This window comes from Paenibacillus sp. OAE614, assembly GCF_040546645.1.
Taxonomy (GTDB): domain Bacteria; phylum Bacillota; class Bacilli; order Paenibacillales; family Paenibacillaceae; genus Paenibacillus_AQ; species Paenibacillus_AQ favisporus.
Map to the genome: position 1 here is coordinate 2561449 of NZ_JBEPOD010000001.1, position 12637 is coordinate 2574085.

Annotated in this window: 10 protein-coding genes and 1 other annotated feature; of the genes, 8 read left to right on the forward strand and 2 right to left on the reverse strand. The window is 52.9% G+C overall.

Annotation, left to right across the window (positions count from 1 at the left end; translation table 11 throughout):
- Positions 1-122: 122 nt before the first annotated feature.
- From ABIE48_RS12010 to ABIE48_RS12035, 6 genes are all read left to right on the forward strand, one after another.
- Complete coding sequence (locus tag ABIE48_RS12010) at positions 123-1205, forward strand: glycoside hydrolase family 172 protein (protein WP_192714452.1); 1083 nt, start codon at positions 123-125, stop codon at positions 1203-1205.
- Positions 1206-1290: 85 nt separating this feature from the next.
- Positions 1291-1554: a binding site (T-box leader), on the forward strand.
- 72 nt (positions 1555-1626) lie between these two features.
- The gene (locus ABIE48_RS12015; RefSeq protein ID WP_192714451.1) at positions 1627-3312 is read left to right on the forward strand and encodes a glutamine--tRNA ligase/YqeY domain fusion protein; all 1686 of its coding nucleotides are present in this window, start codon (positions 1627-1629) and stop codon (positions 3310-3312) included.
- 68 nt (positions 3313-3380) lie between these two features.
- Complete coding sequence (locus tag ABIE48_RS12020; protein WP_192714450.1) at positions 3381-4064, forward strand: VOC family protein; 684 nt, start codon at positions 3381-3383, stop codon at positions 4062-4064.
- A gap of 96 nt (positions 4065-4160) precedes the next feature.
- Positions 4161-5114 (forward strand): LacI family DNA-binding transcriptional regulator, encoded by a 954-nt coding sequence (locus ABIE48_RS12025; protein ID WP_192714449.1) that lies wholly within the window; start codon positions 4161-4163, stop codon positions 5112-5114.
- A gap of 302 nt (positions 5115-5416) precedes the next feature.
- A complete protein-coding gene (gene rpoD / locus ABIE48_RS12030) occupies positions 5417-6322 on the forward strand; it encodes an RNA polymerase sigma factor RpoD (RefSeq protein WP_240913186.1) in 906 nt (301 codons plus the stop codon).
- A 185-nt stretch (positions 6323-6507) separates the two neighbouring features.
- Positions 6508-7080, forward strand: coding sequence for a restriction endonuclease (locus ABIE48_RS12035; protein WP_354518939.1), 573 nt, complete (start codon positions 6508-6510; stop codon positions 7078-7080).
- Between the two features lie 58 nt (positions 7081-7138).
- Here ABIE48_RS12035 and ABIE48_RS12040 read toward each other — a convergent pair whose 3' ends face one another.
- Both ABIE48_RS12040 and ABIE48_RS12045 read right to left on the reverse strand, forming a co-directional pair.
- Positions 7139-8743 (reverse strand): response regulator, encoded by a 1605-nt coding sequence (locus ABIE48_RS12040; RefSeq protein WP_192714448.1) that lies wholly within the window; start codon positions 8741-8743, stop codon positions 7139-7141.
- An 11-nt stretch (positions 8744-8754) separates the two neighbouring features.
- A complete protein-coding gene (locus ABIE48_RS12045) occupies positions 8755-10482 on the reverse strand; it encodes a sensor histidine kinase (protein ID WP_192714447.1) in 1728 nt (575 codons plus the stop codon).
- A gap of 272 nt (positions 10483-10754) precedes the next feature.
- On the opposite strand from ABIE48_RS12045, the gene ABIE48_RS12050 reads away from it, so the two are divergent.
- On the forward strand, positions 10755-11678 hold the full coding sequence (locus ABIE48_RS12050) for an ABC transporter permease (RefSeq protein ID WP_192714446.1): 924 nt from the start codon (positions 10755-10757) through the stop codon (positions 11676-11678).
- A 25-nt stretch (positions 11679-11703) separates the two neighbouring features.
- Positions 11704-12612, forward strand: coding sequence for a carbohydrate ABC transporter permease (locus tag ABIE48_RS12055; RefSeq protein ID WP_076169386.1), 909 nt, complete (start codon positions 11704-11706; stop codon positions 12610-12612).
- Positions 12613-12637 lie beyond the last annotated feature (25 nt).

Here is a 12637-nt window from a genome sequence, read left to right on the forward strand (position 1 = left end):
CAATAGCAAGAATGGATAACAAATAACAAGTCCCAACATCGATAAAGAGGGGAAACGCCTGTAGAATGACTTGTAACCGCTTTAATGCAAATCCGATTTGACCAATGACAGGAGAGATGAGCATGGAACCTTTTAACGGGCTGAACATGGGCCTCGGCAATCTATTCCGGATGTCCTCGGCACAGACGAGATCGATCAGCGCGGAAAATGTGACAGGAGCTAAAGGAAAAGGCGGCATGGCCACCCAGGGAACCGGAGCGAATGCCGGCCGGGATTTGGGTCAGGGATGGAAAATATCGCCATCGGTGGAGATCAGACCGGGTGAGGTGTTTACCGCCGCAGAAATCGACGGACCCGGGGCTCTTCAGCATATTTGGCTAACCTGCTTTCCGGACAGCTGGCGTCATATCATTCTGCGTTTTTATTGGGATGATGAGCCGGAGCCTTCCGTAGAAGTGCCTGTCGGCGACTTCTTCTGCAACGGATGGTGCGAGCGGAGCAATGTCAACTCCCTGCCGGTGGCGGTCAATCCCGCCGGCGGGATGAACAGCTATTGGGTGATGCCGTTTCGCAAGAAGGCCCGGGTTACGGTAGAGAACCGCATGGACAAACCCGTCGTGCTGTATTACCAGTTCACCTATACGCTGACCGAGGTGCCGGAGGATGCGGCCTATTTTCACGCCCAATGGCGCCGGAGCAACCCCTTGCCGTATAAGCAGGACCATGTGCTTCTGGATGGCGTGAAGGGGAGGGGACAGTACGTCGGCACATACATCGCCTGGCAGGTGAACAACACGGGGTGGTGGGGAGAAGGCGAGATCAAATTCTATATGGACGGCGACCGCGATTTCCCGACGATTTGCGGCACCGGGACCGAAGACTATTTTGGCGGCGCCTGGAATTTCGAGCATCCACAAGGACAGTACGGGGCGTTTTCCACTGCCTATTTGGGCTTTCACCAGCAAATCAGACCGGACGGCCTGTACCGGAGCCAGCAGCGATTCGGGATGTACCGCTGGCATGTGATGGACCCGATCCGGTTTGAACAGGACTTGAAGGTAACGATCCAGGCGCTCGGTTGGCGTTCCGGCGGCCGCTATTTGCCGCTGCAGGACGATATCGCCTCCGTCGCTTTCTGGTATCAGTCCGAGCCGCACGCCCCGCACCCGCCGCTGCCCGATAACGATGGCCTGGAGGTTATTTAATCCCCGCCCTTTCCGGTTAAAGTATGCATAATGCGGTTTACATTGGCCGAAAATGATGTTAATATGGTCAAAATCAAATCGGAACGAAAACGCGGTGAAGAGAAGAGTAGATGAACGGGCAGCCTTGCAGAGAGCTCCGGCAGCTGTGAAGGAGCAGGCCGCCCGTCATTGAAGCAAGCCTCCGAGCGGCGCATCGGAAGAGGGATCCTCATTCCTTCGGATGGTGCGACAGGAGCTCCTGTTACAGAGCTAGGGTATAAGCATGCGTCCATGCCGTACCCGAAGAGGCGGATGTAGCGATAGATCCGCGAACCGGGGTGGCACCGCGAAATACAATCTCGTCCCCAAGACGTCAGCGTCTTGGAGGCGGGATTTTTTTTGTTTTCTTTTTGATTTATATAAGAGCAGGAGGGGACAGTTTATGGAAGGAAAAGTAAGGCAAGAAGAAGCCGTGGATTTTCTAACGAAAACCGTGATGGAGGATGTGGAGAACGAAACGTATTCTAGACCGATCGCGACCCGGTTTCCGCCGGAGCCGAACGGCTATTTGCATATCGGAAGCGCCTATGCAATTCACGTGAACGCAGCCATTGCTGAAGCATTCCACGGGAAGATGAATCTCCGCTTTGACGATACGAACCCACTGAAGGAAGACATGAAATACGTGGAGGCGATCCGGGAGGATGTCCGGTGGCTTGGTCTGGACCTGCCGGTGTATTTTGGCTCGGATTATTCGGAAGAGATCTTCGAAGCGGCTTTGAAGCTCATCCGTAAAGGAAAGGCCTATGTCTGCGATTTGTCGGCGGAGGAAATGACGGAATACCGCGGAACGCTCACAGAGCCTGGAAGAAACAGCCCTTATCGGGAGCGGTCTGTGGAGGACAATCTGTCCCTGTTCCGTCAAATGAAGGAAGGCCGGTTCCCGGACGGCGCCAAGGTGCTGCGGGCCAAAATCGACATGTCCTCACCCAACATCAACTTGAGGGATCCGGCCTTGTACCGCATCATCCACGCTGAGCATTACCGGACAGGGAGTGAGTGGTGCGTGTATCCGATGTATGACTTTGCCCATCCGATCCAGGATGCCATCGAGGGCATTACGCATTCGCTGTGCTCCGCGGAGTTCAGGGATCACCGCCCCTTGTACGAATGGGTGCTGCGCGAGCTCGAAGTGCCGGAACCCCCGAAGCAGCGGGAATTCGGTCGTCTGAACGTTTCCGGAATGGTCACGAGCAAAAGGTACATCAGGGAGCTGGTAGAGGGCGGATTCGTCGACGGCTGGGATGATCCCCGCCTTCCGACCTTGAAGGGGCTGCGGCGAAGAGGCGTTACGCCGGAAGCCCTCCGGAGGTTCATGCAGGAAGTAGGCATGCTGAGGGGGAGCAGCACGGTGGATGCCGCGATGCTCGACCACTTCATACGCCAGGACTTAAAGGATATGTCTGTCGCTGTGATGGCTGTGCTTGATCCGCTTAAAGTCGTCATCACGAATTATCCGAAGGATCAGGTGGAAATGCTGCATCTCAACCACAGCGATGCCGATCCGATGCTTGGCGGCAGGGATGTCCCTTTTTCCGGAGAATTGTATATCGAGCGGGATGATTATATGGAACATCCGGTACCGGGCTTTCATCGATTGTTTCCAGGAAGCGAAGTTCGATTGAAGGGGGCGTACTACTTAAAATGCCATTATGTCGTCAAGGATCCGGAGACCGGTGAGGTGGTCGAGCTGCACTGCACGTACGATCCCGAGACGAAAAGCGGAACCGGGTTCAGCGGCAGAAAGGTGAAGTCGACGATACATTGGGTGTCCGCCGCACACGGTGTTCCCGCCGAGATCCACTTGTACGGCAGCCTGCTGAAAGATGGCGCGTCCGTGGCGGAATCGGACAATGATTGGGCGGAGCTGGTATCTCCCGATTCCCGAATCATTTACAGGCAAGCCATTATGGAGCCATCGATGAAAAATGCTTCGCCGGATGCCAAATACCAGTTTATCCGCCAAGGCTATTTCTGCCTGGATCCCAAAGATCTGACCGGGCCGGTACCGGTATTTAACCGGATCGTTTCGCTGAAAGATTCATGGAAGAGGGAAGCATCGCGTTGACCCACACGCTGCATACGCTGCCGCAGAGCAATACATTGATAATCAGAAGCACATGGAGGTCTTTTACGATGAAAATACAACAACTTACGATAAATACCCGGCATTTTGCGGAGATGAAGCAATTTTACGCCGGGAAGCTCGGTCTTCCAGTGGCCGAAGAACAGTCGGATAAGGTCACCATTCAAGCCGGCGGCAGCCAGCTCATTCTTCAGAAGGCGGAAGCGCCCGGCGAAAAATCGATGTACCATATTGCCATTACGATTCCGACGAATCAGCTCGAAGCAGCCAAAAAATGGGCCGCTCAGCGTGGAATTACGCTGTTCCGCGATCAGGACGGGGATCAATTTCATTTCGGGAACTGGAACGCCGACGCCCTGTATTTTTACGATCCGGATGAAAATCTGATTGAATTCATCGCCCACCATTCCTTTGATAACGCCGAAAATGAAGACTTCACAAGCAGCCAGCTTCTGCGGATCAGCGAAATCGGGCTCCCTGTTGATGAAGTGGCCGCTGCCGTGGAACAGATTCAAACGACGCTGGGACTGTCCATGTGGAGCGGCGACGGCCGGCAATTTGCCGCGATGGGCGACGCCGAGGGCTTGTTGATCGTGGTGGACCGCGAACGGCCTTGGTTTCCGGACGGAAGAGCGCCGATTGTCAGCGGGACAGGGGTTGTCATTCAGGCACAAGGCAACGAACAGCTTTTGCTGCAGGCAGATCAGTACGACATTCAGTCCCGGGATGAATAATCCGCTGCGGCTGGGCCACTATCGTAATGAGGATCGGAGTCAGCGTGATATAATTAAGGAACTATTCGAAATGAAAAAGTCAGAAGGCAGGGAGTTATGGCCAACATTCACGAAATCGCCAGACGAGCCGGTGTTTCGGTATCCACGGTATCCCGGGTTCTCAACCAGCATCCGTATGTTTCCGCTGAGAAAAGAGCCGCCGTGCAGCGAGCTATCGACGAACTGGATTACACGCCTAACCGCAATGCGGTTGATTTGATCCGCGGCCGGACCCGCAGCATCGGCGTGATCATCCCGTACAATAACAACCCGGCTTTCGACCGGATGCTGAGCGGTGTATTGAACAAATCGGTTGAGGAAGATTACACTGTGACCGTGCTTCCAACCCGGTATGATCCGGAGAAAGAGCTGGAGTATTTAACGATGCTGAAAACTAAACTGCTCGACGGCATCATCATTACGTCCCGTGCCAACGATTGGTCGTCCATCGTCCCCTTTGCGGGATATGGTCACATCGTAGCCTGCGAGTATACGGAACTGGAGGAAATCGGCTGCGCCTACATTGACCGGTATGCCGCGACGCTCGAGGTGTTCTCCTTCTTGAAAAACATGGGATACACAGAGGTTGCGTTCACGACGGCAAGAGGGGAGACCAGCATCAGCACCCGGCTGACGATGCAGGCTTACCGGGACGTTTTTGGGGAAGTACCGCCATGCCGGTGCCTGGATGGCTGCACCACATTGAAGGATGGTAGGGATGCAGCCCGCCACTTTCTTGAAGGAAAAGTCCGTCCGACCGCCGTGTACGCCAACGGGGACGAGGTGGCGGCCGGAATCCACCAATTTGTTCTCTCTGCCGGGCTGCGTATTCCGGAGGATGTCGCCATCATCGGACAGGAAAATCAGCCGATTGGCCAAGTCCTTCAGCTTACCACGGTAGACCATCAGCTCTTCCGGGTAGGTGAGGAGGCTTTAAGGCTCGTGACCCGTGGATCCAGGGAAAAAGTGCAGATCCCGTACCGGATCATATACCGTTCTTCATCCGGATAAAGCCAACAAAAAAGACCCGCAGGAGAACATTAATGTTACTCCGGAGGGTCTTTATGATGTAATTTTTATGTAATTTAATCCAAAAGGCTAAATTCTATGAAACATATTGAAATGTAATTGCGTATATGATATTATAATGTGTACTCCAAAATTAATCACATTATTACCATTTATCGTATCACAACGATTGGTGATTGTCAATATTTTTTACACCTCAGAAAGCCGTATCAAGCGATACAGAGAGATTATTTTCAGGGGGAGGAACGTACAGGATGATGGAAGAACGTGAACGCGATGAAGTGATGAGAAATCAAGCCGAGTCGAATCAACAGGAGCAAGATCAGCCCTACGCTGACGTCGAGCTGCTGCCGACGGGCATGAAGAATGATGATTCTGTGCGTATGTACTTGAAGGGAATTGGCCGTGTCGGCCTGCTGAGCACGGAAGAAGAAATCAAACTGGCCAAGCGCGTCGCCGAAGGGGACGAGGAAGCCAAGAAAATCATGGTCGAGGCGAACCTGCGCCTGGTTGTCAGCATTGCCCGGAGATATGCGGGCCGCGGCATGCAGTTGTTGGATCTGATCCAGGAAGGCAACATGGGGCTCATCAAAGCCGTAGATAAATTCGATTACACGAAAGGCTTTAAGTTCAGCACCTATGCTACATGGTGGATCAGACAGGCGATTACGCGGGCCATAGCCGATCAGGGAAGAACGATCCGGATTCCGGTCCATATGATCGAAACGATTAACAAGCTGGCACGTATATCGCGGCAGCTGGTGCAGGAGCTTGGACGCGAACCCGAAGTGGAAGAAATCGCTGCGGCGATGGAGCTCAGCGTAGAGAAGGTCCGTGAAATTATGAAAATTTCGCAGGATCCGGTTTCGCTCGAAACGCCGATCGGGGACGAGCATGATTCCAAGCTGGGTGACTTTATTGAGGATCATGACGCCCCGGCACCGGTTGACTCTGCGGCGTTCACCTTCCTGAAGGAGCAGCTGGGCGATGTGCTCGACACGCTGACAGAGCGGGAAGAGAACGTGCTCCGTCTGCGCTTTGGCCTCGAAGACGGCCGCACGCGCACGCTGGAAGAGGTCGGCAAGGTATTCGGCGTAACCCGTGAGCGCATCCGCCAAATTGAGGCGAAAGCGCTGCGGAAGCTGAGACATCCCAGCCGGAGCAAACGATTAAAGGATTATATCGAGTAAACGATAGAGTCTAAGCGAATTCATTCGATTTGGAATTCATTAATCATTTCATATGTCATCATATTCATTTGAAAGCTGTCTGCAGGTCTAACTGCAGGCAGCTTTTCTCGTTTGGCCGTGGCTTGAAGGTCTGAAAACGATCGGCGCTGGTTACACTGATTTTCATAGAAGGAGGTTGGAAGATTGTGATCATCAGTATATTAATCGTGACCAATGTCTGCTGGCTGCTGCTCTATCTCCGGCAGAAAGGGATGTTGATACATTACCGATCCAGTGCGATCGATACGCTGACCACCCATGACGAGATGAAAGAAACGCTAAAAATCGGCTTATATCATCGATATAAAAAGGAACAGGGGGAAGACAAGGACGAAGGGTCCCTGGAGTTTGAGGCGTTTGTCGCCGAAATAATGGAAGCGGTAAGGGGAGGACGGACCTATGTCACCCGAGCATCGCGCAATTACGGAATCGATATCGAGGAGCACACCGACCATGGCTTGTACCTGGGGCTGGCCGTTTGTGCTGACGACCGGAATCCGGTGGATTACGGCCCCATTGCCGTGGTCCATTCCCAGATGGTGAAGCGCGGTGCCTTCGGCGGGTATGTAGCAACGACCGGGGAATTCACGGCGGGTGCGTACCAGTATGCCGATGAACTGAACATCGAGCTGTACAATGGAGACAGGCTGGTGGACCTGTGGGTGGGAAGCGAAGAAGCCCAGGAAGAAGAACTGACGGAGTTCAGCCCGGCGACTTGACCGTTGCCCTTGATCCTACTGAAGGAAACAGCCGAGTGCATGCTGTTGATAAGACCGCCTACCCCAGGCGGTCTTTTTGCTGCTTGTGCCTAAATTCGTATGGAGTCAAGCCGCATTCCTGCTTGAACAGCCTGGAAAAGTACGAATCGTTAGCGTAGCCAACCTTTCCGGCGATCATGTGAACAGGCATTTGCGATGTGGCGAGCCAATGCTTTGCCATCTGAATTCGGGTTTCGATAATGTAATTGCCTAACGGCACACCCGTTTCCTTTTTAAACAAACGCGCCAAATAATCCGGGTTGAGATAGACGGTTTCGGCAAGGCTGTTCCGCGTCAGATCGTCCCCGATATGCTTGTTGATATACAGCTTGATTTCCTCCACGACCGAGTTGGGCTTTTCCGCAAACGTCCGGTATGCCAGAGCAGTATCTACCAGATAGGCGATATACTGCTCCATATCCTCGATCGATTGGAGCGACTGCTGAAACCATTGATCGTTGGTACTCCCGGAATACAGCTTATGGGCCTGGATTTCCCGCTGCTTCAGAAAAGAGTAAATCATCTGCATCAAATCAAGCCGGAACTGCCGCAGTGCGGACACATTCAGCGCCTGCCGCCCGGTCAATTCATGCAGATACCGGCTTATCTCCGCACAAAATGCGGAAGCGTCACCATCACTCAGCAGTCTTTCCAGCAGCTCCAGGTCGGGCGGGATATAAGCCGCTTCGTCCACCGGCCGTTGATCGATACGGAAGACTTGATTACGGATGTTGATCATTTCTTCATTGAGATGAATCAGCTGCCGGATCATGGGATGCACCGCCGCCAAGCTCTCAGTAAGTCCCAAATGACAGTATACGTCGCACTTCAGGAACCGGTTGGCTTTGGGGATGAGGGAGGCGCATGTGTCTTCAATCTGACCGGTAGAAGGTTCGGCGCTCCATTGTAAAATGACAATCCAGTGGTTCTCCGTGTATTCCAGCACCGTTTCGACCTTGTACAAGGGACTCCGCAGCAGTTCGTTCAGCACGTTAAGCAGGGCGTAATCAAACAGGTCCTTGTCGTTTTTGCCAAGACTCCCGTCATGAGGAAACACCTTGATGATCAGGGGCGTAAACCGGTCGGACAGCTGATAAGGCAAATGCTGTTCCTCCATAACACGCTGAATGGCCCGGGGTTCCGAGGGAAAGCTTTTGCCCGTGATCAGTTTGCGCCAGAACAGCTCCAGCAGGCGGTTCTGGTTTTTTTTCCATAGCAGCCCCTCGCGCGCAGCCTCCTCAATCGACCGTTCCTCGCTCGCTTTGTTTGCCGCCTTGCGGATAATCAAGGCTAATTTGTCAAACTCGATCGGTTTGAGGAAATAGTCGAAGCTCTGCAGTTCGATCGCTTTCTGGGCGTAGTTGAAGTCCGCGTAATTCGTCAGGAATATCGCCTGCACCCGGTAGCGCTCCTCCCGAATCCAGGCCAGCAGCTCCAGGCCGCTGCCTTGCGGCATTTCAATATCGCATATGAGAATGTCTACGGCGTGCTGCTGCAAAATTTCCTTCGCCCGGGAAATGTTATAAGCAGTGTAGATTTGCTCAATGGAGAGTCGCTGCCAGTCGATTTTGCTTTCGAGCGCCGTTACGACAAAATAATCGTCATCCACCAGTAAAACGTTCATGCGATTCCTCCTTAATCAATGGCTTCCGGCGGCGATACGGGGATGGTGATGGTTACTTCCGCTCCGCCTCCCTCGCGGTTAGAAAAGGAGACGCTCGCTTGACCCTTGTAGAGCAGCTCAAGGCGCTGTATCGTGTTCATCATACCGATCCGGTTGCCGTTCTCCGCGTTCAGCGGCCCACCATGCATGAGCTGTTCTAAAATGTCCGGAGGAAAGCCCGGTCCCGAATCCGAGATGGTGATCTTGGCAAGATCCTCCTGCATTTCCCTGCTGACCGATAATGTAATGTTCGCCTCGGTGACGCGTGATACGGCATATTTTACGGCATTTTCAATGAAGGTCTGCAGCACGAGCGGAGGAATGCGGATATCTCCGGTTTCTGCATCTTGGGAAATATGATAGGCGAAGGCGTTCCTGTACCGGTGACGCTGGATGTCGAGATATATGCGGACATGTTCAATTTCATCCTGCAGCCGCACGAAGTTGTGCCCGTTCTGAAAGATGTAGCGAAAGTATTGGGTCGTCGACATGGCCATTCGCTCGATTTCGCCATACATTTGCATTTGGGCCATGCTGTACATGCTCGTCAGACAGTTGAGAAAAAAGTGCGGGTTGATCTGCAGCTTCATGTAATCCAGCTGGATCCGCTGCTTTTCCAGCTCCTGCTCATACATATCGATCTTGAACCTGCGGATTTGCCCGATCAGATGCTTGAACTGCTGGCTGGCCTGCTCCAGTTCGATAATCTTGCTGTTTTTAAAATCCAATGCGGCGCTCTCCTCGTTCCACCGGGCGAGCGTATCCGAGAAGCTTTGAATCGGCCGCAGCACCCGTTTGTTGAAATAGAGCATTACGATGCAGAGGACGATCGCGATCATCAGCGCCAGCAGAATGATGACCAGCTGGGCGATCATAATTTTTTCGAACGTGCCGTATCTGGCGATCATTTGAACGCTGAATGAGGCGTCGGAGAACCGGCTGGTCACGGCGGCCCGGGAGTGGGCGAGGCCGAAGGGAGAAGGCTTGGCGGTATCCAGCGCCTGGGTCTCGTCCACGCGGATCGGTGTGGAAATATTGATCCCCTGCTCATCAACAAGAGAGACGGTGCCGTTCTTCCCCATGTCGATGCTCTGCAGCGGACGGATCAGTTCGTCTGCAGAGATGAGGCAGATCAAATAACGGTCATGATAAGGGACGATATTGACAATATAATATTTATTCCGGACAAGGACCGGCGTCCAGCGGGAATAAAACTTGTCGTATACATTTTTGTCCTCGGCGTAGGAAATGATCTGCCGCTTCAGTTCCAAATAATCGGGATACCCGATGCTTAAGGGAGCGCAGTTCAGGAAAAAATCTTTGTTTTTCAGATAGATGAAAAATTGATATGCCTGGCCGTAATTTTTCTGCAGCTCGGTAAATCGCTGATGAAGCTGGGTGTTGGACTTTAGAAATTCGGCCGAACCTGAAGCGTTCGCATCCATCGTCTCGATGATTTGGTCATTGGCCAGCGACCAGCCCATGTAGTGATTGATGTAGGCAAAATCATGGTTGATCCGGTTGATGTACAGATCTGCTGTGTCCCGCAGGCTTCGGCCGGACTGCTGCTTGACGATGGAGATCGAAGCATAGCTGATCATAAAATCGAGGACCAGCGCCGTAAATAAAATGACAATCAGCATGTTGACATAATGTTTGACCGGGTAAGGTTTGCCGGTACGGTGGATGATTAGCCGCATGAAAATTCTGTTCTGACGCCTCCTCTTATGAATGCGCTTTATTTTTCATTATATATAACCACGGCCTGTAACAAAATGCGAAATATTGCGCATCCACTCCAAAAGTCCGGAAAGTGACATCCTTACGTCCGGATCGGACGGTTGGCGTGGCTGCGCGGACAGACTTTTCCGTACCCGGGAGTCCGGATAACGGCGGCAAGAGGTCCGATTAAGCTCCTCAAGTCCATTTATAATGAGTCTTGTTCCGAAAGAAAGGAGAGGGGGGACCTGCGTTGAAATCAGAGTCATCCGGCTTCCGGCGAACCTGGGGAAGAATCGAAAGGAATTGGGGGCTGTACGTGCTGCTGCTGCCGGCGGCGATCCTGCTGCTGCTGTTCTCCTACAAGCCGATGTACGGCGTCCTCATTGCGTTCAAGGATTACAGTCCGGCGCTGGGCATTATGGGAAGTCCCTGGGCAGGAATGAAGTATTTCGAGAAATTTATTCATTCCTACCAGTTTAACGTCACGATCAAAAATACGCTGATCATCAGCCTGTACAGCATCGTGACCTTCCCGATCCCGATCGTATTGGCCTTGATGGTCAATCAGATGCGGGCGAACCGGTTTAAACGTTTTTTTCAAACCGTGACGTACATGCCTCATTTTATCTCTACCGTCGTCATGGTCGGCCTGATGCTGATCCTGCTGTCTCCGGGGAGCGGCCTGATCGGCAGCATCTACCGGATGTTCGGTGCGGAGGCACCCAATATCATGGGAGCGGCCGGGATGTTCAGCAGCGTGTATGTCTGGTCAGATGTGTGGCAGCACGCAGGTTGGGACAGCATTATCTACATTGCGGCGCTGTCAGCCGTAGATCCGAGCCTCTATGAAGCGGCAACCGTAGACGGGGCCAGCCGCTGGCAGAAAATCCGATACATCGATATTCCGATGCTGATCCCGACGGCCGTCACCCTGTTTATTTTGCGGATGGGCGGGCTGCTGGGCGTCGGCTTTGAGAAGGTGTATCTGATGCAGAACAACTTGAACATTTCATCCAGCGAAGTCATTTCCACGTACGTGTACAAAATCGGTCTGCTCAGCAGCCAGTACAGCTTCTCATCGGCCATCAACCTGTTTAATACGCTGATCAACTTTGTGCTGCTGATCCTGGTAAACCAGATTTCCAAAAAGCTCAGCAGCAACAGTCTGTGGTAAGGGAGGGAATAACACCGTGGAAGCCATGCAGGCGGCAAGCACCGCCACCGGAAGGGCCGGCGGCCGGTCATCCGACCGCGTTCTGGAAGTTTTGCTCTACATCGTCGCGGTGCTGCTGCTGATCGTCCTCATCTATCCGCTGTATTTTATCGTCATCGCCTCCTTCAGCGATCCATCGGCCGTGGGCAACGGCCAGGTATGGCTGTTTCCGCGAGGCTTTACGCTCGACGGCTACAAAGAGCTGCTGAAGCATGAGAACATTTGGATCGGATACCGCAATACCATTCTCTACACGGTCGTCGGCACAGCGGTCGGTCTGATCGTGAACGTATCGGCCGCTTACGCATTGTCCCGTAAAGACCTGGTCGGCCGTAAGGCGATTTCCCTGTTTTTTATTTTCACGATGTTTTTTAGCGGCGGCTTGATTCCGACCTTCCTGACCATCCGGGATTTTCACATGTACAATACATTCCTGGTAATGGTGCTGCCATTTTCGGTAGTCGTTTACGACATCATCGTAGCGCGGACCTTTTTCCAGACCAGCATTCCGGGGGACCTGTGGGAGGCGGCCCAGATCGACGGGTGCGGCAACTTGCGCTATTATGTCCTGGTCGTGCTGCCGCTGTCTAAGGCGGTCATCTCCGTGCTCGCTTTGTGGATCGCCGTCGGCTACTGGAACTCCTATTTTAATGCTTTGATTTATTTGAAAAATCCCAATTTGTATCCGCTGCAGTTAATTCTGAGGAACATCCTGATCACGAATCAAATGCAGTCGAGCCTCGGCAGCGGGGAAGCGGCCAATATCGCGCTGCGGCTGGCGAACATGATGCGGTATTCGGTCATTATCGTATCGACCCTCCCGATTATGTGCCTGTACCCGTTCGTGCAAAAGTACTTCAACCAAGGGGTGATGATCGGAGCGGTCAAGGAATAAACGGCAAGGCCATTTAATAAATATT